General features: G+C 49.2%; 21 protein-coding genes, 2 tRNA genes and 1 pseudogene. 6 read left to right on the top strand and 18 right to left on the bottom strand.

The window, feature by feature from the left end; translation table 11 throughout:
* Positions 1-22: 22 nt before the first annotated feature.
* Positions 23-991 (bottom strand): magnesium transporter, encoded by a 969-nt coding sequence (locus AJ81_RS06815; RefSeq protein ID WP_231845458.1) that lies wholly within the window; start codon positions 989-991, stop codon positions 23-25.
* Between the two features lie 134 nt (positions 992-1,125).
* Positions 1,126-1,437: a hypothetical protein gene (locus AJ81_RS06820; RefSeq protein WP_031504447.1), complete on the bottom strand. Its 312-nt coding sequence runs from the start codon at positions 1,435-1,437 to the stop codon at positions 1,126-1,128.
* A 101-nt stretch (positions 1,438-1,538) separates the two neighbouring features.
* Between AJ81_RS06820 and AJ81_RS06825 the strand changes: the two genes are divergently transcribed.
* Entirely contained in the window at positions 1,539-2,438 is a 900-nt protein-coding gene (locus AJ81_RS06825) for a Ppx/GppA phosphatase family protein (protein WP_038059759.1), read from the top strand.
* Between the two features lie 75 nt (positions 2,439-2,513).
* Here the strand turns inward: AJ81_RS06825 and AJ81_RS06830 are convergent.
* Both AJ81_RS06830 and AJ81_RS06835 read right to left on the bottom strand, forming a co-directional pair.
* Positions 2,514-2,590, bottom strand: a tRNA-Arg gene (locus AJ81_RS06830).
* Positions 2,591-2,594: 4 nt separating this feature from the next.
* Positions 2,595-2,686 (bottom strand) — tRNA-Ser (locus tag AJ81_RS06835).
* Positions 2,687-3,024: 338 nt separating this feature from the next.
* On the opposite strand from AJ81_RS06835, the gene AJ81_RS06840 reads away from it, so the two are divergent.
* Positions 3,025-4,416: a S41 family peptidase gene (locus tag AJ81_RS06840; RefSeq protein WP_031504444.1), complete on the top strand. Its 1,392-nt coding sequence runs from the start codon at positions 3,025-3,027 to the stop codon at positions 4,414-4,416.
* A 65-nt stretch (positions 4,417-4,481) separates the two neighbouring features.
* On the opposite strand, the gene AJ81_RS06845 is transcribed toward AJ81_RS06840, so the two are convergent.
* The 4 genes and pseudogenes from AJ81_RS06845 to AJ81_RS11025 form a co-directional block, all read right to left on the bottom strand.
* Positions 4,482-5,330, bottom strand: coding sequence for a creatininase family protein (locus tag AJ81_RS06845; protein WP_031504443.1), 849 nt, complete (start codon positions 5,328-5,330; stop codon positions 4,482-4,484).
* A 14-nt stretch (positions 5,331-5,344) separates the two neighbouring features.
* Positions 5,345-6,874, bottom strand: a complete 1,530-nt coding sequence (locus tag AJ81_RS06850; protein ID WP_051368739.1) for a S8 family peptidase — start codon at positions 6,872-6,874, stop codon at positions 5,345-5,347.
* A 272-nt stretch (positions 6,875-7,146) separates the two neighbouring features.
* Positions 7,147-9,120: pseudogene (gene katG, locus AJ81_RS06855) on the bottom strand (catalase/peroxidase HPI); the annotation flags it as partial.
* 12 nt (positions 9,121-9,132) lie between these two features.
* On the bottom strand, positions 9,133-9,324 hold the full coding sequence (locus tag AJ81_RS11025) for a hypothetical protein (protein ID WP_231845459.1): 192 nt from the start codon (positions 9,322-9,324) through the stop codon (positions 9,133-9,135).
* Between the two features lie 205 nt (positions 9,325-9,529).
* Here AJ81_RS11025 and AJ81_RS06860 point away from each other — a divergent pair, with 205 nt between their 5' ends.
* Entirely contained in the window at positions 9,530-11,344 is a 1,815-nt protein-coding gene (locus AJ81_RS06860) for a beta-N-acetylhexosaminidase (protein WP_031504439.1), read from the top strand.
* Positions 11,345-11,369: 25 nt separating this feature from the next.
* Here AJ81_RS06860 and AJ81_RS06865 read toward each other — a convergent pair whose 3' ends face one another.
* Both AJ81_RS06865 and AJ81_RS06870 read right to left on the bottom strand, forming a co-directional pair.
* A complete protein-coding gene (locus AJ81_RS06865) occupies positions 11,370-11,564 on the bottom strand; it encodes a hypothetical protein (protein WP_031504437.1) in 195 nt (64 codons plus the stop codon).
* A 42-nt stretch (positions 11,565-11,606) separates the two neighbouring features.
* Positions 11,607-12,464, bottom strand: a complete 858-nt coding sequence (locus AJ81_RS06870; RefSeq protein WP_031504436.1) for a bifunctional methionine sulfoxide reductase B/A protein — start codon at positions 12,462-12,464, stop codon at positions 11,607-11,609.
* Between the two features lie 120 nt (positions 12,465-12,584).
* On the opposite strand from AJ81_RS06870, the gene AJ81_RS06875 reads away from it, so the two are divergent.
* The gene (locus AJ81_RS06875) at positions 12,585-13,316 is read left to right on the top strand and encodes an ABC transporter ATP-binding protein (RefSeq protein ID WP_031504434.1); all 732 of its coding nucleotides are present in this window, start codon (positions 12,585-12,587) and stop codon (positions 13,314-13,316) included.
* On the top strand, positions 13,298-14,554 hold the full coding sequence (locus AJ81_RS06880; RefSeq protein WP_031504432.1) for an ABC transporter permease: 1,257 nt from the start codon (positions 13,298-13,300) through the stop codon (positions 14,552-14,554). Before AJ81_RS06875 ends, AJ81_RS06880 begins: the two co-directional genes overlap by 19 nt.
* Here the strand turns inward: AJ81_RS06880 and AJ81_RS06885 are convergent.
* Genes AJ81_RS06885 through malE form a run of 4 tightly spaced genes read right to left on the bottom strand, consistent with a single transcriptional unit; the run spans position 14,541 to position 21,723 of the window.
* Positions 14,541-16,334, bottom strand: a complete 1,794-nt coding sequence (locus tag AJ81_RS06885; protein WP_031504430.1) for a glycosyl hydrolase 53 family protein — start codon at positions 16,332-16,334, stop codon at positions 14,541-14,543. The two genes, AJ81_RS06880 and AJ81_RS06885, sit on opposite strands and share 14 nt — an antisense overlap.
* Positions 16,331-18,796 carry an ABC transporter permease subunit gene (locus AJ81_RS06890; RefSeq protein ID WP_031504427.1) on the bottom strand — a complete coding sequence of 822 codons (2,466 nt, stop codon included), beginning with the start codon at positions 18,794-18,796 and terminating at the stop codon, positions 16,331-16,333. The genes AJ81_RS06885 and AJ81_RS06890 overlap by 4 nt, the downstream gene beginning before the upstream one ends.
* Positions 18,793-20,499 (bottom strand): ABC transporter permease subunit, encoded by a 1,707-nt coding sequence (locus AJ81_RS06895; RefSeq protein ID WP_031504425.1) that lies wholly within the window; start codon positions 20,497-20,499, stop codon positions 18,793-18,795. Before AJ81_RS06895 ends, AJ81_RS06890 begins: the two co-directional genes overlap by 4 nt.
* 48 nt (positions 20,500-20,547) lie before the next feature.
* A complete protein-coding gene (malE, locus tag AJ81_RS06900) occupies positions 20,548-21,723 on the bottom strand; it encodes a maltose/maltodextrin ABC transporter substrate-binding protein MalE (RefSeq protein ID WP_031504423.1) in 1,176 nt (391 codons plus the stop codon).
* A 276-nt stretch (positions 21,724-21,999) separates the two neighbouring features.
* On the opposite strand from malE, the gene AJ81_RS06905 reads away from it, so the two are divergent.
* Positions 22,000-23,250 (top strand): Glu/Leu/Phe/Val family dehydrogenase, encoded by a 1,251-nt coding sequence (locus AJ81_RS06905; RefSeq protein WP_031504421.1) that lies wholly within the window; start codon positions 22,000-22,002, stop codon positions 23,248-23,250.
* 26 nt (positions 23,251-23,276) lie between these two features.
* Here the strand turns inward: AJ81_RS06905 and AJ81_RS06910 are convergent, their stop codons facing one another.
* From AJ81_RS06910 to AJ81_RS06925, 4 genes are read right to left on the bottom strand one after another with little or no spacing between them, the layout of a single operon-like run.
* Positions 23,277-23,591 (bottom strand): hypothetical protein, encoded by a 315-nt coding sequence (locus tag AJ81_RS06910; protein WP_031504419.1) that lies wholly within the window; start codon positions 23,589-23,591, stop codon positions 23,277-23,279.
* Positions 23,555-24,370, bottom strand: a complete 816-nt coding sequence (gene folK, locus AJ81_RS10760; protein ID WP_031504417.1) for a 2-amino-4-hydroxy-6-hydroxymethyldihydropteridine diphosphokinase — start codon at positions 24,368-24,370, stop codon at positions 23,555-23,557. Before folK ends, AJ81_RS06910 begins: the two co-directional genes overlap by 37 nt.
* Complete coding sequence (locus AJ81_RS06920; RefSeq protein ID WP_031504415.1) at positions 24,367-25,749, bottom strand: pyruvate carboxylase subunit B; 1,383 nt, start codon at positions 25,747-25,749, stop codon at positions 24,367-24,369. The genes folK and AJ81_RS06920 overlap by 4 nt, the downstream gene beginning before the upstream one ends.
* 4 nt (positions 25,750-25,753) lie before the next feature.
* Complete coding sequence (locus AJ81_RS06925; protein WP_031504413.1) at positions 25,754-26,836, bottom strand: M20/M25/M40 family metallo-hydrolase; 1,083 nt, start codon at positions 26,834-26,836, stop codon at positions 25,754-25,756.
* Positions 26,837-26,842 lie beyond the last annotated feature (6 nt).

Raw genomic sequence — 26,842 nt, forward strand, 5'->3', positions numbered from 1 at the left:
TGTTCGTTCACTGGTTGAGGTTTTATAGACTCACCCCCCTGAGAACGAGTTTCTGAAAGAGTCGCTCGTTTTGGTCTTTGAGTTTTTTCATGATCTCTCTGGTTCGTTCAGGCTCAAGTTTGGAAAAGAGAACCAGCACGGCGTTTTCATCCAGAGACAGTGAATCGATCATGTTCAGGATTTCCTCGTCGCTCATCTGTCTCAAAAATTCGATGGAAAGTGTTTGAACCACGCTCGCTTCGATGAGTGAAGAGAGCTGTGCGTTGATGTACCGCTGTCTCTCCTCGAGCTCTTTGTTCAGTTCAGACAGATTCTTGCTCACCAACTCGAAGCTCGCAATGTTGTTCATAACCTCGGCAGCTTTGTTTGGGTTCAGTTTCCCGAGTTCTGAAATCACATCTGCGCGTGTGGTTGCATCCAACTTCGAAAGCGCCATGGCGATGGATTCCACTGAGTACTTCTCGCTCGCGAGCACCGACGCTATGGCCGCTGGATCGGCGCTCGCGATGGTTTGAGAGACCTTCTCGACGTCTTCTGGAACTTGAATTTTCTTCAACACCGCTTCGAGTTGCAGGTTCTTTTCTTCCCACGTCTTTTTCATCTCGAGGACGAGCTTTCTCTGTGCCTCGAGTTGCTGTCTTTCTCTATCGAGTTGTTCTCTCTCCTGGTTCAGCTGTTGCAGCAGCTGCTGTACTCTCTCCGTTGTGGCGCTCGCCATTCTTTCGAAATACTGAGAAGGAAAAAGCATCTGCAGAGGCTCGTACTTTATGTATCTGTTCACATAAGGTATCTTCGAGAGCAAGAACGAAATGTAGCTTCTCCAGTCTTCGATCGGTCTCACACCAAGACCCTGAAGCCTCTGAAACTCGAAGGCAAAATAACCGTACACCAAGACGGTGAAACCCAGGAAAAGAATTATTGCGAACGCTTTCAGGAACGCCGCAAATTTTTTCTTTTTCTTCTGCGCTTCTGCCAGAATAGATCCTCCCAACAGATTTTTCTTTGGAGGGATGGAGAACTCCTAATAAAAAAGGGCCGTACGGCCCCGAAGTGGCGTTCAGAAGATTCTACAGATACGACCCCGCGCCCCTTGGAAAGCTCAGCAGATACCACCCGAACTTCATTTCATACTTCGATGCACGATACCCTTTCTTTCAAGAGCGATTCAAGGAGTCTGAAGGCTCGATCCACAGACTTGTTGGACTTGAAGTTTCCGAAGATGACTTCTTCGATCGTGTCTATCTCTATCTCACGGTTGGAAGTTTTGCAGATCAAAACGCGGGTTATCGCCTTGAAAGGCACACTGAAACTGTGGCGTTTGTCTTCAACACATCGAAAGTCGATCCGATCGTGCAAGATAGACATCTTGAAGAGCTCGTTTTTGAAGAAACTCTTCCTCAAAATCACGTTGAACGAAGCCAGCGTTCTTTGTATCACACTTCCGCCCCGATGTTACTTTAGCTCGCCAGTCATCTTTGAAGGCTCTGCCCTGGCGTTTGTCATTGACAATTTTTGTCACGAGGTCGTGACAAGACACAATGAGAGAAACGCTCCGTGGCAGACAGGTGGTATGGTATCTGTTGTCGAAGCTTTGCGAGGTGATCGGTGTGGTGGCGGTGGTCGATCTGGGTTCGAACTCGTTCATACTCTTGGTTCAGCACGAAGGTGAAACGCTACTGGAGGAAGTGTACGAAGTTGGGTTGAAGTCTATCGGAGACGAAGACGAAGCATTCGAATCAGCGAGTCGAGTGGTGTCTCAGATCAAAGCCAAAGTTTCGGATGTACCCATTCACGTCTTCGGCACGGCTATCTTTCGGGAAAAGCCACATCTGTTCGAGAGGATCGTTCGGAAGTTTGGCTTGAAAGGAGAAATACTCTCTGAGGAAGACGAAGCTTATTTCACCTACATGAGCGTGGATCCAAGCTTCGAGAAAGACATCACCGTGTTCGATCTGGGTGGTGGAAGTTTGGAAGTGGTGAGAAAAGATTGGTTCATGAGTCTTCCACTCGGGACGCACGTTCTGAACAATCTCTTCGATCTGTCACTTCCATCGATCCAGCAGTTCGAAGATGCCCTGAGACACGTTGAAGAAATGCTTCCTTCTTTTACGAATCCTGTCGGTATTGGGGGATCCTTCGTCGCGATCGCCTCGATGAGGATAGGAAAGTGGGATTTGAAAGCGGTCGAAGGTCTCATTCTGACTCACCACGATGTGGAAGCGGTGATCCAACAGCTAAGGGGAAACACCTTCGAGCAGGTACGTGGCTGGAACATCATACCAGCTGGAAGAGAGAAAACCATCGTTGCAGGCTGCGCCGTTGCGCTCGCGATAGCGAAACGTGGATCAATAAAGGTTTCAACGAAGGGTTTCAGACACACCCTCGCGAGAATGTTGGAAGAAGGAGGAATACAAAGACCTTGGGTCAGGGGTCGCTGAAATTTGTGCCGTGGTTCTCGTGTGATCTATTAGGACCGACGGCAGGAAAAATTCTTTGAGGTGATTTTTCGAGACTGGCGTGCCCGGGGAGATTTGAACTCCCGGCCTCCAGATCCGCAGTCTGGCGCTCTATCCAGCTGAGCTACGGGCACGCACTGGCGGAGAGGGAGGGATTCGAACCCTCGGTGGAGGAATACCTCCACACTTGCTTAGCAGGCAAGCGCCTTCGACCACTCGGCCACCTCTCCGAACCGCTCCCGTCGAGAGGCTAAAAGCCCCTGTGCTGGTATCTATTCTAACACAACCAGACAGAGCCTTAAACCTGAAGACGCCGATCTTGCGATTTGGCTGGCTTATGCCAGGATGTCTTTATTAAGACCACACAGCATTTCCACGTATTACATTATACTCCGCTCCGGAGAAAGATCAAGATCTCCGCAGAACCGAGCCGGAAAGTTCATCCATATTTGGATTCTCGTTGAACGGCCGTGTGCGGTGGTAAATGAAACAGATGTGTATCTTTTCCCTTTAAAAGTTGTGCTTCATGTATAATAAAAGAAATTAACAACGGATGGTGAGTATTCGAATGAGATCTGTGGTGTTTTTGTTTTTCTTAATTGGTAGTTGTGCGATCGCTCAAATGTTTTCTGCCGCTGAGGTCTTACAAGATGCCGAGTTTGTCTATCAGAAGTTGAAAGATGTGCACGTCAACATATTTCATACGTTTTCTGAAATCGAGGCAGAGGAAGAGTTTTCCAAACTGAAATCGCGTCTCAGTGCTCAACAGTACTTGGGACTCCGCGAGGCCTTCAAATTGCTCTCTGAGTTTGTTGCTCTATTTAAGGACGGGCACACATATTTATCTATCACCGATCAATTTTACGAGTATCTCGATGCGGATGGCAAAATTGTGCCCATCTTAGTTTCCTTCACCGATGAAGGAATAATCATTTTAGCAGACGTCGAAGGAAAGATAAATGAACCGTGTCTTCTGATGTCTTTGAACGGAATCCCCGCAGAGGAGTTGAAGGACGAAATTCTCAGGATGATCAGTTATGAAAAAGTCTCCTTTGCCTATGTTAAGGCCTCAAAGTTGTTTCATCAATATTGCTGGGTGATCTTCAAAGAACCAGAAAGCTTTGGAGTCGAATATTCGACAAAACAGGGTGTACAACACAAAATAGAGCTTGCCCCGGTGAGCTTTGAAGAATACAAAAGCCGCAGAGATCAACTGAATCTCTCGAACGAAAAGTTGTGGGATTTTTCAACAGCTGGGAAGAACACGGCAATCTTGAGAATCGATACCTTTGGCTCGTATTACGAGAAAGATCTTAAACAGTTCATAAAGGAAGCTTTCGAGCGAGTGAAGAGAGAAGGCATCCAGAACTTAATAATAGATCTCAGGGAAAACGGCGGTGGGGACTCAAGAATTGCGGAATATCTTTATTCCTTTATAAGTGACAAGCCATACAGAATTTATGCTGAAGTACACGTGAAATATTCGGATGATGCGATCAGAAAATTGAAGATCTTCGATCCGTTGTTGCTTTTTAGAATCAAGGTGCTGAAGCAAGAAACGATTGTTTACAGAAACAGTCTAAAGAAACCGAAAAAGAATGATCTGTTGTTCAACGGAAACATCTTTGTGCTGACTGGATCACAGACTTTTTCAGCCGCTACCGACTTTGCCGCCATGACGAAGGACTTAATGATCGCCACGATAGTTGGCGAAGAAACAGGAGGGCTCGCATCAAGTTATGGGGACGTTTTGCCTCTCACCCTACCAAACACGGGACTTCGGCTCGGCGTATCCTTCAAATACTTCGTTCGCTGTGGGGGGTTTGACGACAAAAGAGGCGTGATACCAGATGTAGTCATTCGAGCAGATCCCCATTCTGTTTTACAAGGAGTCGATCAGGCGGTCCAAACTGTGCTCGAGATAGTGAGAAGTGATGATAGAGCGAAAGAAAGACGGTAAGATTGGTACACTCCCAATCTCTTGAAGAGGTAACGCTGTAAAAGGAAAATGGGAAAGGATTTATTTCATTTGGCAAGCTTTAGCAAAAGTTTCACGATAGGATTGAACAGTTTTGGTGGCCGGTAGGTTCCTCTTTTTGCCTCTTCGAACAATTCCACAGATTTTTTCACATGATATTCGATCATCTTTTTTCCCCTTCCTGGATCGGCCAGCGAGGGATCTCCGAGATAGTAAGGATTTTGTTGGTCACTGATCCAGTCGACCGTAACCGCCAAACTCTCGGCTTTGAGAAATCTCAAGAGTTTGCCGAGGAAGGTTTCTCTACTTGGAAAGTATCGTGGAAGATCTTTCGTTCTCACCATGCTTGAATCCACATGGAGCATCAGTGAAGTTTCGTTCGTGCCGGCGTGAAGATCTTTCGCATCGCCGTTCATACCTGCGGGAATCTTGATCTCTTCTAAATCGTTCAGCATGTCTTGGAAGATGTGAAGGAACGGTACGACCAAGTTGAAACCGTACTTCTCTTTCAACTTCTTCGAAGCTTCAGCGAGTGCGAGCTGGTGTCTTGGACCACCATGGTTGTCGAAAATGATCCAGTGTTTGAAGTTCATCTTGGCAAGGTGAGAGCCTATTTCGAAGATGAGTCTTTTGAACGTTCCATAACTCAACCAGATCGAGCCGAAGACGGGTTGTGCGTCGCTGCCGAGAGGAATCTCAAACAGTTTCACAACCTCGTGATCCTTTTTTAGAATCTGGCAGGTCTCTTCCATCACTCTTCGCGCTATGAAAACGTCGGTTCCTAAAGGAAGATGTCTTCCGTGCGTCTCGGTGGGAGAAACGACCGAAACGAAGACGGTCTTTTCTCTGTCGAGCTTCGAGACTTCCTCACACGTGAGCGAGAGATAGTCTTTCACGTTATCACCCCGCTTCAGCGATTCTTCAACTTCAGATAGTGTTTCTCAACGATCGATCTTTTGTAATTCGTGAGAATTTGCATATCCTGAGCCTGCAGGTTCGGTCTGTTGGAAGTATCGACGATCGGAGCGATGTTGAAGTTGATCTCACGATTTTCGAACATGTCGAGTGTCAAGACGATGGCTGAACCTGTTGAAGGGTTTCCACCCACATAGCCATAGTAACCGTAAAGATCACCATAGCTCAACTGTCCGTCACCATCGAAGTCAAGCCAAGCGTAGATCTTCACCCTCGGTTTTTTGACTTCGAGAACGAACTGACCCAAACCGTTCGCTACAGTCATGTTGTCTAACTTGCCATTCTCATCCACGCTGAAGACGATCAACGGCTTCCAGCCATCTTCAAAAGTCACCGCCGCGTAGGCATCTACCAAGCCTGCGCCGTAATAGATATCGTGTCCCGAAGGGCCAAGGTCGATCGCCGTTGCCCTCAAAACGTTTCTTATGTTCTCGATACCCACGATGCCTTGAGAGATCATGAGAGCGACGATGCCGGTCACGTGCGGTGCTGCCATGGAAGTTCCTAAGCTATAAACGTACGCTCCACCTCTGTAAGTACTCAAGATCGCCTGATTTTCATCCCCACCCGGTGCCACGACGTCGAGTTCTGGTCCGTAGTCTGAATAGCTGGCTCTTCTGGCATCTATCGTGACGGCGCCAACGGCGATGGTTTCTGGATAGGCGGCAGGATAGTCGATACCAGAACTTCCATCGTTTCCAGCGGCGCAGACCATGACGACATCGTTTTGATAAGCGTACCTGACGGCAGCTTCTACCTCAGGAGATGGATCTCGAGAACCCAGTGAGGCGTTTATGACCTTCGCGCCGTGATCGACGGCATAGACGACGGCTTTGGCAAAGTAAAATACATCGCCAGTCCCATCGCCGCGGAGGACTTTCAACGGCATTATCTTTACCCTCTGACCCCACGTCACACCCGCCACACCTTTGTTGTTGTTCGTCAAAGCTGCGATGATTCCAGTCACGTGTGTTCCATGACCATTGTCGTCCTGTGGATAGGCGTCGTTCTCGACAAAGTCATAACCTGGCACGAAGATGCCTTGAAGATCTTCGTGTGAAAAGTCCACACCCGAGTCGATGACGGCGATCGTTACGATGTCGCTACCTTTTGTCACAGACCAAGCTTCTGGAACTCTGATGAGTCCAAGGTTCCATTGAAGAGGAAAGTGAGTGTCGTTCGGTGTGATGCTCGAAAGGGTCATTAGACGGTGGGGTTCGATGCCAAGGAAACCTGGAATTTTGGAAAGTTCCTCACGCAACGAGGAAATTTCGGTGGAGGTTTCCAAAAGATAATAGATCTCATCTTGCACGCGAAGTTGATCCAGAACCTTACCCAGCAACGAAAGCTTTTGTTTCACACTCGATCTTGCATCGAATCGAACCACGTACTGATTGTCGATGATGTCCGACTCAACTTTTTTGCTCAACGATGAAACAGTCGGAAAGCTCATCGATTTCGTCACATCCCCAACGTACGCAGAGACCTTCCCATACACAGTTGCAGAAAATTTAGGTTGCGTGCTGAACAGTTTGTCAAAAGCAACGCTGAAAGCGCCATGAACAAGACGAAAATGATACTTCGAAACTTTCCTCTAAGTGTCATTCGAATCACCAAGAACATCATAACACGATCGATCTTCAGGTTCGCAGAGAACTCTTTGGACCACCTTACGCCCTATAATGAAGCGAAAAAATTCCCAGCACAGTGGCTGGGAATTTTTAAAAACTGAAAAGATCATCTTCTGAGATCGAATCTGTCAAGATTCATGACCTTGTCCCACGCTTTTATGAAATCCTGGACAAACTTTTCTTTCGCATCGTCACAAGCGTAAACCTCTGCGACTGCGCGGAGTTCATCGTGGTGTCCAAAGATGAGGTCCACTCGCGTTGCTCTGAATTTGAGAGAACCATCCTTTCTGTTGTACCCCTCGAAGATGTAGCGATGTTCATCCGCTGACTTCCACGCGATTGACATGTCGAGCAGGTTCACAAAGAAGTGGTTCGTTAGAACACCAGGAGTTTGTGTCAGAACACCAAGACTATTGTATTTGTAGACCGCTCCTAATACTCTCAGACCACCAACGAGCACGACGAGCTCCGGCACATTGAGCTTCAAAAGCTCGGCTTTGTCAACAAGATGGTACTCTGGCGTGGTGTACACATCTTTCTCATCTATCTTGCTCGGATCTTTGAAGTAGTTTCTGAAGCCATCCGCGAAAGGTTCTATCTCCTTGTAGAATTCCACCTCCACTTGCTCTTGCGAAGCGTCCACCCTACCCGGAATGAACGGAACTTTCACATCAAACCCCGCTTTTCTCGCAGCTTCTTCGATGGCTGCACATCCTCCAAGGACTATCAGATCGGCAATGGAAACTCTCTTTTTACTACTTTTTTCCTCTTGTTCTTGGTTGAACTGTTGTTGTATCGCTTCGTAAACAGCCATAACTCTCTTCAGATCATCTGGATGGTTGACTTCCCATTGGTTCAATGGATACAACCTTATTCTCGCTCCATTTGCCCCGCCCCTTCTGTCTGAATCTCTGTAAGTGGAAGCTGAAGACCATGCGGTGTAGACCAACTGTTGGATGCTCAGACCAGATCCGAGAATCTTATCTTTCAACTGTTTAATATCTTCCTCGTCTATCAGCTCGTAGTCCCTCGTTGGCAACGGATCTTGCCAGATGAATTCTTCTTTTGGAACGTAAGGTCCGACGTAACATGACTTGGGTCCCATGTCTCGGTGGGTGAGTTTGAACCAAGCGACAGCGAAGGCTCTTTCAAATTCTTTCGGGTTTTCGAGGAATCTTCTCGCGATCTTCGAATAGACAGGATCGAACTTGAGGGCAAGATCAGCGGTGAGCATCCTCGGTTTATGCTTCTTGTTGGGATCGAATGGATCTGGAACTATCTCTGGGGCGTTCTTCGCCACCCATTGGTGTTTTCCATCTGGGCTCTTTTCGAGTTCCCATTCGAATTCCAAGAGGAACTTCAGATACTGAATTCCAAAGCGTGTGGGCTTCGAGGACCATATGACTTCGAAGCCAGATGTATAGGTGTGAGGTCCTTTACCGGTCTCGTAACCGTACTTCCACCCCAAGCCCATGTCTTCCAAAGGTGAGGAGCTGGGATCTGGACCGAGTTCTTTGCTCGATCCAGCGCCGTGTGTCTTACCGAAAGAGTGACCACCGGCAATCAAAGCTACCGTTTCTTCGTCATTCATACCCATCCTTGAGAAGGCGAGCCTTATCTCCTCAGCAGATCCTAAGGGATCTGGCTTTCCCCCTGGACCCTCTGGATTGACGTAGATCAAGCCCATCTCAGTTGCCGCGAACGGCTTTTCGAGCTCACCTTCTTTGAACCGCTCTTTCCCCGTGAGCATTTCTTCTTCGGCTCCCCAATCTGGGCTTTCATCTGCTTCGAAGATGTCTTCCCTTCCCAGTGAAAATCCAAATATCTTCACACCCATGTCTTCCAGAGCAACTGTCCCGGCGAGGATTATCAAATCTGCCCACGAGAGCTTCTTACCGTACTTTTTCTTGATTGGCCAAAGGAGTCTGATGGCTTTGTCGAGGTTTATGTTGTCCGGCCAGTTTATTCTGGGTGGGAATCGAATACTTCCGTTTCTTGCCCCACCCCTACCGTCGTGGATCCTGTAGCTTCCGGCACTGTGCCATGCAAGACGGATGAACAGAGGACCGTAATGACCAAAGTCCGCGGGCCATCAGTCTTGAGAAGTCTTCATGAGTTCCTTCAAGTCCTTGATCACCGCATCGACATCGAGAGCCTCAACTTCTTTGACGTAATCGTGGTTGGTTCCATAAGGATTCGAGTTTGGACAGTTCTGCCTGAGAATTTTCAGATTCAGCCTGTTTGGCCACCAATCCGTGAGCCATCTCTTTCTCCTCTTTTCCATGGTGCCCCTCCTAACTTCTTTACTCACAGTTTACTCTACTGATTTGAATTATAGCATATCTATTTTGAAAATCCAACTTAATAAGTGGTCCTCACAACCGAGCTACAGTGGAGGATACCGTTGGAAACTTTAAGCAATTGTATAATCTCAAGTGTCAGCTCATCACAACTTTGGTTTTGGAGAATGATATCAGAGAGGTGAGACTGTGATACCAACCGCGAAGAGGATCACCAAGCTTCAAGGAGTTTTCCATCTGCCCGAATCTGGGAAGATCTTTTCGAGGATTGAATCTTTCAAGATCGCGAAGATGCTCAAGCGAGAGTTAGCTTCCTGGGGGAAAGATTTTTCCATCGTCTCACATTCCAGTAACGGTTCAACCTTCGAGCTTTTGCTCGACGAGAACTTGGTGAACCATCCACAAGGTAACAGGATCGTCGTTCAAGGATCGAAAGTCAGTTTCGTTGCCGCAACGAACCAAGGTTTGTTCTACGCGGTTCAGACTTTCAAGCAACTCTTGAGAGAGCGGAACGGTTCACTCGAACCCGTTCTGATCGAGGACGAACCAGACTTCGAGAACAGAGCCTTCATGCTCGACATAAGCAGAGATAGAGTGCCCAAGATGGAGACGCTGAAGAGACTCGTTGATCTTCTATCTGAACTCAAATACAATCAACTTCAGCTCTACATGGAACACACGTTTGCCTACGAAAAGCACGAGAAGGTCTGGAAAGATTATTCTCCTCTGACGCACGAAGAAATCTTGGAGCTCGACGAATACTGTCGTGAACGTTTCATAGAGCTGGTACCGAACCAGAATTGTTTTGGCCATTTAGAAAAATGGCTCATGCACGATGAGTACAAACATCTGGCAGAGTGTCCCGACGGTTTCGTCTTCCCCTGGGGCGTTCCATCCGGTCCATTTTCGCTTTCGCCCACAGTGGAGGAATCTTTGAAGTTCGTAGGATCATTGCTGGAAGAGCTTCTGCCACATTTTTCCAGCACGAAGGTCAACGTCGGTGCCGATGAAACCTTCGATCTGGGGCTGGGTAGATCGAAAGAACTCTGCGAGAGGTTGGGGAAGGGCAGGGTCTATCTGAACTTTCTGCTCGATCTCTACAGAATCGTCAAAAGACACGGCAAGACCATGATGTTCTGGGGAGATATCATAAAGAACTATCCAGAGTTGGTGGGTGAACTTCCAAAAGACGTCATTGCTTTGCTGTGGGGTTATGAAGAAGATCATCCTTACGAGAGTGAGTGTGAACTGTTCGCGAGCAAAGGCGTTAGTTTTTACGTCTGCCCAGGCACTTCCAGCTGGAACTCCTTCGTGGGTAGGCTCGACAACGCATTGGGAAACGTAAGAAATGCCGTTAAGAATGGAAAAAAGTTTGGTGCTTTGGGATTTCTTCTCACCGACTGGGGTGACAACGGCCATCCACAGCATCTTGCGGTTTCGATACTTCCGATCGTCTACGCGGCCACATTGGGCTGGAACTCGTCGGTGGACCTTCCGACGAGTGAACTTTCGAAGGAAACAGACCTTCACATCTTTAAGATTGAGTCTTTTTCTGAAAAACTTTGCGTCCTCGGGAACATGTACAAAAAATTGAGCGTTCAGTTGCCGAACGCGAGTGCCTATTTCATGGCTTTGATGTTTCCTGAAAGATTTCTCGAAAACTTGGACGCCCTGAACGAGAAGGACGTCGAAACGATCAGAGAGAGTCTCGAGCAGATAGAGAGTGTATGTCGTGAGCTTTTCAAACTTCGAAACGAGTCCAACAGGATCTTCGTGGATGGGATCGTCAACAACGCAGAAATGCTCAAACTCGCGATGGAATGGATCTTGATGGCGAAAAGGTTTGGACGGATCGATCGGATCGACGAAGTGATCTGGAAAGATTTCACGACCAGATTCAGTAGGATCGTCGAGGAATACAAAAACCTGTGGCTCGAATCGAACAGACCGGGCGGACTGAGTCAGAGCGTCGATAAACTGACGAGGTTGTTGAAGTTGAGATAGCGGGCTCGATCAACTCAGTAAACGGTCACTTTGCGCTTTGTTTTGCCTTGCGCCAGTAGAGAATACCCACCGGAATCCAACACATGATCGTGCTGATGGGTGTGAAACTGCAGTGTGCGTAGTAACCCAGAAGGCAAGGTTTGCTCGCTCCAGGTATGGGCAACAGCGTCCAGATACCGAGACCTATCAATACGATGATGATCCAGCCATGGCGCTTCATTCTCTTATCCCCTTTCCCCGTGAAAGCATGAACGATGGCGAATCAGAAGATCTTTCTCCTGTAGTGACAGTAGGGCTTTTTCCCCGTTTTCGCGTAGTAATCTTGATGATAATCTTCAGCGAGCCAGAAGTCGCTCGCTTTTCTTATTTGAGTTGCGACTCTGTACTTTTGTGAGAGTTGATCCTTTATCCTCTCGGCCACCTCGCGTTGTCTTTCGTTCGTGTAGAAGATCACACTCTTGTACTGCTCGCCGATGTCTGGCCCTTGACCGTCTTCCTGTGTGAAGTCGTGGATCTCAAAGAAATATTTGACGAGCGATTCTTCGTCGATCTTCCCGGGGTCGAAGATGACCTCAACGGTCTCGTAATGCCCCGTCAATCCGGTGCACACTTGCTCGTAGGTTGGATTCTTCCTTTTGCCACCCATGTATCCGACCCGAGTGTCGAAGACACCTTCCAGTTGTTTGAAAAGGTGTTCAACTCCCCAGAAACAGCCACCCGCGAAGAACATCCTATCTATGGGTGGTTTCTGGCCTTCTGGGACGAAGACGAGAGAGACTGAGTTGACGCAGTGACGAACGTTCTTCTGGGTGAATCCTTCGCCGTGGAAGACGTGGCCCAAGTGTGCCCCACAGTAGGAGCAAAGGATCTCGATCCTGACACCGTCTCGGTCGAGTTGCTTCTTGATCGCACCCGGTATCTCGTCGTCGAAGGCGGGCCAGCCACAACCAGAATGGAACTTGTCTGAGGAGTTGTACAACGGTATTCCACAATTTTTGCACACATAGATGCCCTTTTCGAAATGATCGGTGTACTCACCAGAGAAAGGTGGTTCTGTTCGCTTTTCGAACAGGACGAACCTCTCAAAGTCGTTCAGGCTGGGATTGATGATTCTTCTCATTACATCACACCTCGTTGTTCATTGTACCATAGACCGAGATCTTCACTGGTCGAATGGAAATGAGAGATTCACTTCAGAGAAATCTCGATCCATCATAATCGCACCAAGGGGGTGTTCGATTTGGTCGTCGTGATTGAAAGGCTCAAAAAAAGGTTCGGCCCCATAGAGGCAGTCAAGGGCATAAGTTTTGAGATCGAACGTGGGGAGATATTCGGACTCATTGGACCCAATGGCGCCGGAAAGACCACCACGCTCAGGATCATCTCGACTCTGTTGAAACCAGACGAAGGAAAAGTTTTGGTCTTCGGCCACGACGTGCAGAAGGAACCTCACGAGGTTCGAAAGCTGATAAGTTATCTTCCCGAGGACGCGGGGGCTTACAAGGAACTGACGGGGCTTGAATATTTGAAGTTCGTAGCTCGTTTTTTTGCAAGAGAAGAAAAGGAATTCCAAGCGATGTTGGAACGAGGTGTTCAGATCGCGAACCTCAACGAGAGGTTGAAATCGAAGGTGTCCACGTACAGTAAGGGAATGACCAGAAGACTCCTCATCGCCAGGGCACTCATGGTGAATCCAAAACTTGCCATACTCGATGAACCCACATCTGGCCTCGATGTGCTGAACGCACGAGAGATGAGGAACATCATAAAGAACTTCGCGGGCGATGGAGGAACGGTCCTTCTGTCCTCGCACAACATGCTCGAGGTGGAGTTCCTCTGTGATAGGATCGCGTTGATCAACAGCGGGCAGATCGTCGAAATCGGAAAGCCAGAAGAACTGAAGCGCAAATACTCAGCTTCCAACATCGAAGAAGTATTTGCGGAGGTGGTTCGATGTTCTGGAACCTGCTGAAAAAAGAGTTGAGAGAGGTGCTAACCGTTTCGAGCGTGATTTCTATCGTTGCGATGGCCCTCATATACGCGATGATAGGAAAAAGCGTTGGTAGCATAACGGAAGAAGTTTCGAAGAAACTGACCGTTGCGGTTGTGAATTTGGACAAGGGGGAATTTTCAAAAGCGATCGAGGATGCCGTTGAGTCGTACGCAACTGTGATCTACAAAGGTGACAATGTCGATGAAGCGATGGAAAAACTGAAGAAAAACAACGGTTCTGCTCTGCTCATCGTGCAGGAAGATTTCACCGAGAAGCTGACTTCCAACCAGCAGGCGAAGGTCAAGGTAGTCTCGATCCTGAAAGGTCTGGGCATCATGGATACCGTGCAGTCCGAGGTCTTCAAGGAGTTTCTGGGAGCTTTGGAACACCAGATGGTTCTCACCTTGCTGACGAAGTACGGCGTGGAGAATCCGAACTTCGTGCTCGATCCCATCGACAGAGAGGAGGCGACGGTGTACTTGAGTAAGGTTCTGGAAGGGATGTCCCCGTCACAACTGTTGAATTACCTCTCCAACAGGTGGCTCATCGTTTCCATCGTCGTCATGATGCTGATCATCATGTCTGGAAGCACCGTAATCTCTTCTTTGGGACTCGAGAAGGAGAACAAAACGCTCGAAACGCTTTTGACGATGCCCGTGGCGAGAAGTCACATAATATTGGCGAAGATCTTGGCTGCCACGATCGCAGGCCTCGTCATGGCTGGCATATACATGGTCGGTTTCAGTCTATACATGAGATCTTTCGAAATTCCGGCGTCGGCGGGGATAGATCTCGGCACAAGCGTCGTCGATTATATGTTCGTTGCGTTGTCCATGTTCTCAACGTTGTTGTGTGGTATAAGCCTCGCCATGTTGTTGGGACTGATTTCGAAAGACTTCAAGAGCGCGCAGACGTTGACCTTTCCACTCGTCGCACTGGCCGTCTTCAGCATGCTCTTGACCATGTTCAAAGACCTTTCAACGATGCCCACTGCCCTGAAGATCGTCGTCTTCGCGATTCCTTTCACCCATGCGATGACTTCGGTGAGGAACGTTCTTTTCGACAACTATTCATTGTTGATCTACGGCAGTCTTTACAACTTCGCCCTCGCCGCCGTTCTGTTGACCATCAACGTGAAGATCTTCAACAGCGACAGTCTTATCACCGGGGTGAAATTCGTCAGGAGGGGTTTGATCCGCAGGTTCACTTCACCCTGATCAGCTGAAATTCGTCGACCCAGCCCCAGTTTCCAGCTTTGCCTTTCACACGAAGGCTGATTTTGACAACTCTGCTCGTGATCCTTACCTCTAAGACAGGATGGTTCCACTGGAGCCATCCTCTGTTTTCTATTCTCACAGACGCTCTTTCACCACCATGCTCGCTGATCGATAGTTCAACCTCATCTCCACCACTGCCCTGGATCCACATCGAGAGTTTGTATGTTCCTTCGGGAAGATCCCGTACGATCTGGTACATTTCGAATTCGAAGGGCTTGTCGAGCCAATAGTTCACGGCATACACACCGTGGTGCGCATTCTGTGGAGGATTCGCACGCACAACTTTGACCGACTGCTTGTTGCCTTCGACGATCCATGGTTCGAAGTTGCCCGTCTCGAAGCTCCAGTTAGAAAGATAGTTCGTCGGCTCCTTGATCAACAGTTTGGCTTCAACGGTGGAGTCGTAATCAAGAATCTTTCCCACTATTCGATGTTCCCCCACTTGCTTCAGTTCCTCTTCTTCTACTTGCCAAACCACACGAACGGACCTCAAAGAATCGTCCGAAAAGAGTGCTTGAACTTTCTGGGGAAGTTCCATCCTCTCGCCCACGATCGATTCCAAACTCACAGGGAACACTCGAACGAGCTCAGCCTTCTCTTCGAGCAATTCTTCGTAGTTGCGGAAGATCTTCAAAGTCTCAAGCGCGTTACCCTGAAAATCGAAAAGCGTCTGGTTCTCCCAAGGGTTTCCTTCACCAGTTTTCCAACCGGCCCCTTTCACTGGGATCCACGCACCCTCCCAGTAGAAAAGACCCAATCCTCTAGCTTCGGGTACTTGTTTCAAAACTCTGATCAGGTCTCTGAGAAAACTCATCTGTCCTCGAACGGTCGCCAAATAACCTGCCGTCCATTGGAGACTTTCGTCACCGAAGATGTTCGCATGACCATCTGCATCCTGCAACGTCCATGGGTACGCCGTCTCGACGACGAGCACATCTTTTCTGTAACGTTGTGAGACATCGTTCAGATTGAAGCTCAACTCTTCCAACGTACCGTGCCAGTAAGGATAGTAGGAAACTCCGATGATGTCGAAGTCAACGTCTCTTTTGACAAGTTCGTCGAAGAACCATCTGAACAGTGAGTTGTTTCCACCCTCGGCCAGGTGAACCACGATGGGAACGTTTGGATCGAAATCTCGTACCGCCTTCACCGCAGCTTTGAGCAGTGCTGTGAAACCGTCGAAACCACCCGCGTTGGGACCAGATATCTGACCGTCGGGCCAGAGAAAGCCGTTGTTCAGTTCGTTACCCACCTGCACCATGTCCACATGAACGTCTCGCTCTTTCATGTACTCGAGCACGAACTTCGTGTAGTCGTACAGCGCCTTCTGTAGATCTTCACCGTGAAGATCGTTCCACGCCTTCGGCTTGTTCTGCTTGCCAGGGTCTGCCCACCAATCACTGTAATGAAAATCTACCAAGACCTTCAAACCATACTTCTTTGCCTTGGCAGCCAAGTCGGTCATGTTCTCGTGGTTGCAGTTCCCACCGCCCAAGTTCGTTGGATCGTTCCAAATTCGGAGTCTGACCCAGTTCACGCCGTAACCTTTCAGGATCTGAAGACAGTCTATCTCTACTCCGGCGTCGTAGAATCGCCCACCGAGCCTTTCGATTTCGTACAGCATCGAAACATCGACACCAAAGATGAAAGGTTTTTCAGAAGCGAAGACCAGGCTTGAGAGCATCAAGACTATCACACCCACCTTCCATAGACCCTTCATTCCTTCACCGCCCCTCTCGTCAGTCCGCTCACGAGGTATCGTTGCATTGCCAAGAACAGTATCACCATGGGTAACATGCCGAGCAACGCGGCAGCAGTGAACAAACCCCATTCCGTTTCGTACGGTCCCACGGCGAAGGATTGTAGACCGAGTGCGTAGGTGTAGTTTCGAACGTTCTGAAGCACGATCCTTGCAACCACGTACTCGTTGAAAGTACCTATGAAGGTCAGAAGGAAGACCACGACGAGTATGGGTCTTGCAAGTGGAAGAACGATCATGTAGAAACTCTGGAACTTGGTGGCGCCGTCGACTATCGCAGCCTCTTCGAGCGAGGCAGGTATCAGGTCGTAGAAGCCTTTGATCAAATAAACGTTGTAAGCGATGTTCGTCAGATAGGCCAATGCGAGACCACCTATGGTGTCTATGCCGAGGAAGGGTACGAACTTTCCAAGGAAGTTGAGCAGGTTGTAGATCGCGATCATGAATATCACGCCGGGGAACATCTGGATCAAAAGAAAGCTCAGTATACCATACCTCCTGCCGACGAAACGCATCCTGCTGAACGGATACGCGGCCGTGGCGCAAACGAAGGTCGTGATGAGTGCGACGATCGTGGAAACGACTATCGAGTTGAGCACCCACCAGCCAAAATAGTGCTTCATCTTCTCCTTCCAGATCTGATCTATCCTGAAGAGCTGTTTGTCCACGTTGCGGAACAACTTCTGTGCTTCGGGAAAGAGGGAGAGTTTCATCAGAGTACCTGCTCGGCGCGAAACCACCGCGAGGTCCGCACGAACCTTGTTCACGAAGTCGAGCTTCACCAAATCGAGCAACCTTGTCAGATGCTCCGAGGTCACGAAGGTTCCACTGTGAGAGAGCGCTAACAGATCGTTGCAGATCTTTTCGAAGTCGACCATCACCTGCTCGAATTCCTTGACGGTCTGCTCGTAATTCTTCGCGTAGTTCTCGAAACGCGACGTGAAAGTCCTGTAATCCTCGATCCATCTCAGGTTGTTGATGGCCTTTTGCACGCTCTCTTTCGTTCTGTCGTTTCGCTCGTAGGAATTCGCGAAGTTCCTCAGCCACGTGAGAAGAGCAGAGTAGCGTGTAAGATCCGTCCTGGACAAAGATTTGATAGCTTCAACGGTGGAAAGTCTGACTTTCAAATCGTTTTCGAAGAGGATGAGCTGCAGCCATGCCCTTTCCTCTGTGAGGCTGACCTCGAGCGATTCTTTCGTTCTCTGGAGTTTCACCGTTCTCTGCTTGATTTGCTGAAGATCAGATTCTTTCATCAAAATAGAGTTGTTGAGCTCTCGAAGTTTTGAAACTTCGTAGCTGTATCGTTCCAATAGCCTCCCCAGATCGTCGCATATCCTCTCGAGCCTCGGTCTGATCTCTTCGTAGGTCTTCACCATGTCGGCGTAAACTTTCAAGTTCTTTCGTTGCTGATCCACGTAAGTGAGCTCGAGGAGTTTTTCAGAAAGCGATTCTGTGGTCTTTCGAACTTCCAATAAGTCTTCGAAACCTTGTAGAGAGTTCGAAGCGTTTCTCAGTTGAGCAGCGACGCTTTGAAGACTCTGCAAGAACGCCGTATCGTCGATGGGAAAGATGCTCTTGGCAGTCGTGCGTGCGAGCGAATCCTTCATTCTATTGAGCGCTTCGATGGCACCGATCAAGGAACGAAGCTCGGACAACAGATCACCCTTCAGTAAAAGCTGCGCCTCCAAGATGGATCGTTCCAAAGGTTGCAGAGCTTTTCTCAGCGCTTCTATTTCTGAGCTGATCGAAGAAAGTTGAGTCGATAGTGCTTCGAGATCCTTCAAAGACATTCCACCGAGCTCTTCGTACACGCCTCTCAAACGATCCAAGGCGAGCGTGTAAGACTGTTCGTCTTCGATTTTGAAGCCAACGATAGTCTCAACGTTGGATCTCAAAATCTTTTCCAGCTGGGAGTTGAATTTCTCTTTGCTCAACACTTCGTAAAGGATGAAAGTCAGCTCTTCTTCGTTGATCTTCAACTCGTTCAAAGTTTCGAACACACTCTTTTCGATTTGCTTCAGATCGTTCAAGGTCGACTGCTTCGCACGATCGGCGTTCGCCTCGAAGATCTTCACCAAAGCTTCGTAAGATTTCTTGGCAGCATCATTCCTGCTGTTGGATTCATTGAGATAGTTTCTCAACTTCTTGAGAAGTTCCGAGGCTTTCTCCTGGGCTCGTGACAAGGTGAGTTTATCGTAAGGGCTCACACGCGATATCAGCTTTTGAAGTTCTTTGACGAGCACCGGCACATTCTGTTCCTGAACGATCAAATCTACATAGTTTTGAAGCGTGAGCCTGCTCGAAAACAGATCGGTCGAGAAGGCTGCCTCGTCCCTTCTCAGAGAGGTCGTCACCACCCAAACGGTCGGAAAGAGAATGACGATGATCAGAAATATCAAGATCGCGTGCACGTGCAGTTTCATCTTCCCACCTCTTCGAAGACGCCGGAGAATCTGAAATTGATGTAACTGATTCCACCGACAAGGAAGAAGATGAGGATCGATATGGCCGCCGCCAGGCCGAAGTCTTGACCCGTTCCAGCCTGGAACGCGAGCTTGTAGACGTAGGATATGAGAATGTCCGTGTAACCCGTGGGTGTGGTCGAACCTGGTATGGGTGGACCTCCAGCCGTGATGAGATAGATGATCGTGAAGTTGTTGAAGCTGAACGCGAAACTACTCACGAGAAGCGGTGCGATCACGGTCATGAGCAGCGGAAAGGTTATGCCCGTGAACCGTCTGAACTTTCCAGCCCCATCGATCATGGCTGCCTCGTAGAGTTCGTAAGGTATACCCTGAAGCGCCCCGAGCGAGATGGTCATCATGTACGGATAGGTGAGCCAAACGTTGACGAGCAGAACACCAACCCTCGCCCAGAAAGGATCGTTCATCCATCTGATCGCGGGGAGTTTGAGTGCAGGCAGCAGGAACTTGTTGATCACTCCGTAGCTCTCGTTGAGGAGTCCGTTCCTCCAAACCAGCGCCGAGATGAACACGGGGATCGCCCAAGGTATGATGAGCAAGGTTCTGTAGATGTTTCTTCCTTTGAGCTTTGGATCGTTCAAAACCAAAGCGAAGGGCAGACCCACAGCCAAAGAAAACACCACACTGAACAACGCCCAGAAGAAGGTCCAAGCGAAGATCTTGAAGAACGGTCCTGAGATTCTCGGATCTCTCAAGATTCTGAGAAAGTTCTTCCAACCGACGAAGTCTATGTAGCCTATCAGGTAGACCTCTTCGTTCTTCTCGTTCACGTCGTAGAAAGAACCTTCCCTCTCGATCAAAGGTTTGTTCGTTCTGTTGTTCACAACGACCAATTTCGTTCTGGGCTTATCGTTCTCCAACGTCTGAACCAGATCGAGCCTGTACAACCTCTCTATCCTGAGGAAGTTCCATTCACCTGTTCGATCTATTCTCAACGCGTATTTGTTTCCGCTGGGGTGGACGAAATCCGACCTCTGAAGGTAGAACTGTGCGATTCGGCTCTTGAACAAAGGTGCGTTCAGTTTGAGAAATTCCTCCCGTGGTGAGTAGAAAGCCCTGTAGGTTTTTTCTCCCGAAGTGATCATTCTGATCTCTGTGAGCTCCTCAGACCACGGCACGAGCTGATAGGATGAACTTTCAATCGGTACCAGCTGAGCTTCACTCAGAAGCACGTCTTTTCCTTTCTTTTTGACGGGGATCGGTTTTTCAGCTATGAACAGAGTTCCTTCTATTTTGAACAAAATCAAAAAGTCGTCGTGGATCGGCGTCAGACCGTCGTAAGCGACAAAGACTTTGTATTGAACAGTTTTGTCCTCGATCGTGTACGTGTAGACTGGATCATAAAGAAGTCTTTCGATGGCCTCTTCTTTCGACATGTAATGTCCTGTGCCGTAGTTGGTGAAGGCGGTTTTCACGGTGAAGTAGATCGGATAGATCACGAACACGGTCAGCAGGACCAACGCGGGGGCAACGTACCTGTATGGGTATCCCTTGGGATTGAAAATGAAAAAATCGATCAAAAACACGAGAACCAGAAACAGCGCACCCAAAACGTGGTAGGCATTGTTGAACAGAAAGAAGGCTATCCAGAAGAAAAAAACGTTCAGAAGGCCGACAAAGAAAAAGCTCAAAAGCTTTTTGATCACGTACTCTCCCTCCAAAACCCGGGGCGGACAGCCCCGGGTGAGGATTCATTGAATTTGAGCCTTGATCCTTTCGACCGCGTTCTTAAGGGCTTCTTCTGGTGTGGCTTTACCGTTGACGATGAGGTTCAGCGCATCGTCCATCGCGCCCCAGACGAATCCCATCTGCGGTACGTTCGGCATGGGTATACCGTTACCTGCGCTCAGTGTGAAGGCAACGACGTCTGGATTGTCCTTGACCAGTTCGAGAACGTCTTTCCTTGCAGGCAGCCTTGGATCTGCGAGGTAGAGCCTGTACATCGTGTCTCTCTTGGCGATGAAGTTGGTCAAAAACTCGATCGCCAGAAGTTTGTTCGTGGACTTGGCGTTCACCATGAAGCCCTGTACGCCCACGAAAGGTCTTGCAACCAAACCGGGCTCAAGTTCCGGTATCAGCGCCACGCCATAGTCGATGCCTGCGTCTTTGTAGTCTTTGATCGCCCAAGGTCCGTTGATTATCATCGCGGCCTTGCCCTCTTTGAACATCGAGTCCATGATCTGGTAGTTGTCGGCTGGATCCACCACTTTCTCGTCCACCAGGCGCTTGAGAAGCTTGGCTCCCTTTATTGCTCCTTCGTTCGCCAGACCTATGTCCCTGACATCGAGTCCGGCTGGAGTGTCTTTGAAGACGTAACCACCGTGTCCGAAGATGAAAGGTACCACGAAGTAGAAAGTAGTGACTGGGAAGATGAGCCCTCTGACCTCTCCTGCGAATTCTGCATCGATTTCTTTCGCGATCTTGATCATGTCCTCCACCGTCTTCGGAGGCTCGGGCACGTAGTCTTTGTTGTAGATCAAGGCGATCGCTTCAAGTGCGTAGGGCAGGCCGTAGAGTCTACCACCGTACGAGAAGGCGTTCAAACCACTCGAGAAGAACTGCGTCAGCTCTGCGAAGTTCGGTATGGGTTCGAGCAAGCCGTTCGCCACCAGTTCTCCTACCCAGTCGTGCGCACCCACGATGATGTCTGCTCCCTGACCCTCCGGTGCCGCCGTCAAGAACTTCGGCTTGATGTCCGAAAAGTTCACGTACTGGACTTCGACAGTCACGCCGTATTTGGCCTTGAACTCTTCCGCGAGCCTCTGCAAGATGTCGACCTGCTTCTCGGAGCACCAGATGGTGAGCTTCGTCTGCGCAAAGATCAGCAGTGTCGTAAGCACCATCACCACGATGAGCAACTTCCTCATGAAACCACCTCCGCAACATTAGATTATCACGTTCGAAGCAGCAGCGTCAAGAAGAGCAAGTTATGTTAACACACGGAGCATACCCGTGCATACTCGAGATTTGAAGAGATTAGAGACAGAAGGTGCAAATTTTTCAAGCACGATGGTCAAAAAAAGGCCAAAGTTCTGTTTTGCGATGCTTTCGTTTCGGACAGGTTGGTGGTAGAATTCAATTGTGAACTAATTCACGAATGACTCGAGACAAGCTATTCACCCTACGTGAAAGGAGGTTCTTCAATGGAAAAGTCACTGTATGAACAGGCGCTCGAGGTCTTCAGACAAGCAGCTAAAGTCATGCAGCTGGATCCCAACATTCAGAAGTTCCTCGAAAGGCCTCAGCGCACCATAATCGTGGAGTTCCCGGTTTTAATGGACGACGGCAGGGTCGAAATGTTCGTTGGTTACAGGTGTCAGCACAGCACGGCACTCGGTCCTGCAAAGGGAGGCATAAGGTACCATCCAAACGTCACGCTCGACGAAGTCCAGACCCTCGCGTTCTGGATGACATGGAAATGTTCGTTGCTCAACCTGCCTTACGGCGGCGGTAAAGGTGGCGTCAAAGTCGATCCGAGCAAACTGAGCAAGGGTGAACTTGAAAGGCTTTCGAGACGGTTCTTCTTCGAGATATCGCAGTTCGTTGGTCCACACAAGGACATTCCAGCTCCTGACGTGAACACGAACCCGCAGGTCATGGCGTGGTATCTGGACACCTACAGCATGCACGTTGGTTACACCGCGCTCGGAGTCGTGACGGGAAAGCCTGTGGAACTCGGAGGTTCGGTCGGCAGAAACGAAGCCACAGGTAGAGGCGTTGCCGTGGTGGCAGCTGAGGCATGCAAGTTTTTGGGCAAGGACGTCTCTAAAGCCAAGGTCGCCGTTCAGGGCTTTGGTAACGTTGGTTCCTTCTCTGCAAAGATACTTCAGGAAGAGTTCGGAGCGAAGATTGTTGCCGTGAGCGACGTTTCAGCGGCTTACTACGATCCGAACGGGATCGACATCAGCGATCTCATGGCTTACAGGGACAGCAACAAGGGACTCATCGACGGTTATCCGAAGGCTCAGAAGATCAAGCATGAGGAGCTGTTCGAACTCGACGTGGACATACTCGTTCCAGCCGCTCTTGAGAACGCCATCACGGAGGAGAACGCAGACAAGATCAAGGCGAAACTCATCGTGGAAGGCGCAAACGGACCTGTAACACCCGAGGCTGACAAGATCCTGTACTCAAAGGGTGTGACGATCATACCGGACATCCTCGCAAACGCTGGTGGCGTGACGGTCTCCTATTTCGAGTGGGTACAGGATCTGCAGTCGTTCTTCTGGGACCTGGACGACGTGAGGAACAAGCTCGCCAAGATGATGAAAGCTGCTTTCGCAGAAGTGGCGAAGACGAAGGAGAAGTACAACACAGACTTCAGAACCGCAGCGTACATCGTGGCGATCGAACGAGTGGCAAAGGCGGTCAAACTGAGGGGCATATATCCATAAAAGAAAGCGGGGCGCAGACCCCGCTTTCATTTTCTTTCGTCCAGTTTTGTTCCTTCTTGTAGGTTCGAATAACTTTTCAAAGCAGCCTGTGAGGTTCGAGTCTGAAGCGCCTGATTCTTGATGTTCTCCATGAAGTTCTTCATCTTTTCCAGCCTCACCCTGTCGGCTTCAATTATGTTGTTGGCGAGTTCTTCAGGGATCTTGGAAAGCGTCTTGAGCAACAACTCGCGTTGTTCCAACAACATGTTCATGCGCTCGAAATCCTCACGCTCCAGCGCCCTGTCGAGTTCACTTTCGATTTGTATCAGTTGCTGTACCAGTTCTTCGTCATCAGTAGGCATTCTCCACCTTCTTTCAGGAAGTTTCTGAGTTTGCCCTTCAAAGGGTGTTCGACGTCAGCAATGTCGAGAAGAGGTCTGAGCACGAACTGTCTGTTCGTCAGGTCGTAGTGAGGTATCGTCAGATTCTCAGTCTCGAGGACAACGTTGCCGTACAGGACGATGTCCAAATCTATCGTTCTCGGTCCCCATTTCCTGTCACGAACTCTTCCCAGAAACTTTTCTATGTTCAGAAGATCTTCAAGAAGCTGAAAGGGCGTCAATTCTGTTTCGATCTCGACGACACAGTTGAGAAAATCGGGTTGATCCGCAAATCCGTAGGGTTTCGTCACATACACCGGAGAAGTTCTGAGCAATCTCATGCCAGAGCTTTCCATCAAGCGACACGCCCGCTGTATGTTCTTCAGCCTCTCACCCATGTTCGAGCCCAGCGCAACGTAAATGCCACCTTCTCGTTTCTCGAGTAAGACCATCGCCATCGCGACTCTGTCGTGCGACACACTCACGTGGGCGAAGTTGAAACCTACGTCCCTGTGAAAGACGAGCACAGGTTTTCCCAGTTCATTGTGCGTCAGTTCGACATCCTTGAAAGAAAAATCTCTCAAGCCTGTTCCCAGCGCCTTGAAGAACGCTTCTTTCACAGCAAAGCGCGATGCGAGAAACTGCTTTTTGTTGTGAATTCGTTGAAATTCTTGTAGCTCACGATCCGTCAAGATCCTCTTGGCGAGTCTTTCATCGACTCTTTCGATGTCGACCACATCGACGCCGACTCCGATGATCATACGGGGTGCACGGGAGCTTCGAACTCCTTGACCAGCTCGAGATCTATCTTCAATTGATCGTAATAACGCTTCTGCAAGAACTTCTTGCCGACTTCGCCCAAGATGATGTAGATCAAAAGTTCTTCGTCGTTTTTCGCCAGCAGGCCTATCTGCTTTCTTGCATTTTCGATTTCAGGTTCTATCAACTCACCTGGCCTCACGTCTATAGGTTTCTCATTTCCCAGGATCTTCTTCACCAACTCTGGATCGATCGGTGCGGGAGGCCTTCCGTACAGACCTTTCACGTAATCTCTCACCTCGCGCGTGACCCTCGCGTAGCGCTCACCGCTCATGACGTTGAGTACAGCTTGAACGCCCACGATCTGACTGGTTGGGGTGACCAAAGGAGGATAACCCAAATCCTTCTGGACCTTTGGTATCTCCTGGAGCACTTCGTGGAGTTTGTGTAGCATCTTCTGTTCCTGCAACTGTTTTATCATGTTGGAATACATTCCTCCAGGTACCTGAGCGTACAGCACACGAAAATCTATGCTCGTCATGTTCACATCGTACTGCGCATATTTCTGCCTCACCTTCGTGAAGTGTTCGTTCAAATAAGATAGCGAGTCCCAATTAGGCGGTGGGAGCAAGCCTTCTTTACTGAGCGAGTAATAGATCGGTTCGAACGGAGGTTGCGAAGTGCCAAGTGCGAAGGGAGAGAGGGCCGTATCGATGATGTCTGCACCCGCATCGATGGCCGCTTGATATGCGAGTGGTCCAAGGCCACACGTACAGTGCGTATGAACGTCTACAGGAAGCGCAAACCTTTCCTTGAGAGCCTTCACCAGCTTGTACGCATCCTGGGGTGTGAGTAGACCGGCCATGTCCTTTATGCAGATCGAGTCTACCCCAAGTTCCACGAGCTTTTCGGCGTAGCTCAGATAGTACTCGAGCGTGTGCACGGGACTCACGGTGTAAGAGATCGCACCTTGAACGTGCAATCCACACTTCTTGGCTTCGTCGATGGCTACGATCAGATTGCGCTCGTCGTTCAACGCATCGAAGATCCTCACGATGTCTATCCCGTTCTCCGCCATCTTTCTGACGAAGAGCCTTACTGTGTCATCTGCATAATGCCTGTAACCCACCAGGTTTTGACCCCTAAGAAGCATCTGAAGCTTGGCGTTCTTGACCTTCTCTCTGATCTTTCTGATCCTTTCCCATGGATCTTCGTTGAGAAACCTCACTGCGACGTCGAAGGTCGCCCCGCCCCACATCTCGAGTGCATAGAATCCCACTTGGTCCATCGCCTCGAGTGCGGGAAGCATATCGTTAATAGACATGCGAGTGGCGATGAGCGACTGATGGCCATCTCTGAGCGTTGTGTCAACGAACTTCATGTTATCACCTTCTCTTCTTGTCGAAGTGATCCAGCAGTTCTGACGATAATCTCACGCGCTCTTCGAAGCTATCGATGAGTGCAAATTCTTCTTCCGAATGAAACCTTCCACCGCACAGTCCAAGCCCGTCCAACGTGGGTACACCGAGTGCTGTGAAGAAAGCACCATCAGCACCTCCACTGGAATGTTCAAGCTCAAAACGTTTTCCTAATTTTTGGAATGCTTCTTCGAGCGCTTGCTTCATCTCTTCCATAAGAACCATCGCTGGTCTTCTCTCATTGAGACTGTAGTCGCAAGAGGTGCGTTCTATATGGTTGGTACGGGCTATCTCAGAGAGCTTTCGTTTGAATTCTTCCAGTTCCTCTGTGTTCGAAAACCTCACATCACAGTAGATTCTGCAAAGATCGGGTGTTATGTTCGATTTCTCTCCACCGTTGATGATGGTTGGATTCACACTCAAACTTCCTATCTGGCCGTTGAGTGCGTATATCTGACAAACCTTGTGTGATGCTTCGACGACGGCGTTGGCTCCCTCTTGAAGTCTCGACGCGTGTCCTTTTATACCTCTCACCTGAATGTCGAGCGATGCGATACCTTTCCTCGAAGCAACTATCTCACCGTGAACTCCTCCTGGCTCAAAAGAGAGACAACATGAACTTTGTCTCGCGTACTTTTCGAAGGTCTCTCTACTCTCTTTTGAACCCAGTTCTTCATCGACGTTGAGGATCACGCACAGACCGTCCAAACCTTTTTTGATTGCTTCCTCGACCACGGCGAGAAGCACCACTACTCCGCCCTTCATGTCGGCAACGCCTGGGCCTCTCGCAACGTTGTCTTCCAACTTGAACGGTCTTCGAACCGCTTCGCCTTCCTTGAACACCGTATCGAGATGTCCTATGAGCGTCAGATACGGTGCTTCACCCTTCAAAGCCACGTGTGCGGCTCTTTCTCTGTGGAGCTCAAAGCCGAGGTTTTCAAGAAAATCCGCTACAAATTGAGTCCTTTCGAGTTTCGTTGAACTGTCCAGATCGAAGCCCGTGTCTGTGTTGACGAGTGCTTCGAAAATTTCAAGCCATTTCTTATGCATTTTGAT

Source organism: Pseudothermotoga hypogea DSM 11164 = NBRC 106472 (assembly GCF_000816145.1).
Lineage (GTDB): Bacteria > Thermotogota > Thermotogae > Thermotogales > DSM-5069 > Pseudothermotoga_A > Pseudothermotoga_A hypogea.

Bases quoted from the DNA above. Each gene is read 5' to 3' on its own strand.
- AJ81_RS06825 (WP_038059759.1), top strand. From the start codon at position 1,539: ATGAGAGAAACGCTCCGTGGCAGACAGGTGGTATGGTATCTGTTGTCG.
- AJ81_RS06840 (WP_031504444.1), top strand. From the start codon at position 3,025: ATGAGATCTGTGGTGTTTTTGTTTTTCTTAATTGGTAGTTGTGCGATC.
- AJ81_RS11025 (WP_231845459.1), bottom strand. From the start codon at position 9,324: ATGGAAAAGAGGAGAAAGAGATGGCTCACGGATTGGTGGCCAAACAGG.
- AJ81_RS06865 (WP_031504437.1), bottom strand. From the start codon at position 11,564: ATGAAGCGCCATGGCTGGATCATCATCGTATTGATAGGTCTCGGTATC.
- AJ81_RS06870 (WP_031504436.1), bottom strand. From the start codon at position 12,464: ATGAGAAGAATCATCAATCCCAGCCTGAACGACTTTGAGAGGTTCGTC.
- AJ81_RS06880 (WP_031504432.1), top strand. From the start codon at position 13,298: ATGTTCTGGAACCTGCTGAAAAAAGAGTTGAGAGAGGTGCTAACCGTT.
- AJ81_RS06885 (WP_031504430.1), bottom strand. From the start codon at position 16,334: ATGAAGGGTCTATGGAAGGTGGGTGTGATAGTCTTGATGCTCTCAAGC.
- AJ81_RS06890 (WP_031504427.1), bottom strand. From the start codon at position 18,796: ATGAAACTGCACGTGCACGCGATCTTGATATTTCTGATCATCGTCATT.
- malE (WP_031504423.1), bottom strand. From the start codon at position 21,723: ATGAGGAAGTTGCTCATCGTGGTGATGGTGCTTACGACACTGCTGATC.
- AJ81_RS06905 (WP_031504421.1), top strand. From the start codon at position 22,000: ATGGAAAAGTCACTGTATGAACAGGCGCTCGAGGTCTTCAGACAAGCA.
- AJ81_RS06910 (WP_031504419.1), bottom strand. From the start codon at position 23,591: ATGCCTACTGATGACGAAGAACTGGTACAGCAACTGATACAAATCGAA.
- folK (WP_031504417.1), bottom strand. From the start codon at position 24,370: ATGATCATCGGAGTCGGCGTCGATGTGGTCGACATCGAAAGAGTCGAT.
- AJ81_RS06920 (WP_031504415.1), bottom strand. From the start codon at position 25,749: ATGAAGTTCGTTGACACAACGCTCAGAGATGGCCATCAGTCGCTCATC.
- AJ81_RS06925 (WP_031504413.1), bottom strand. From the start codon at position 26,836: ATGCATAAGAAATGGCTTGAAATTTTCGAAGCACTCGTCAACACAGAC.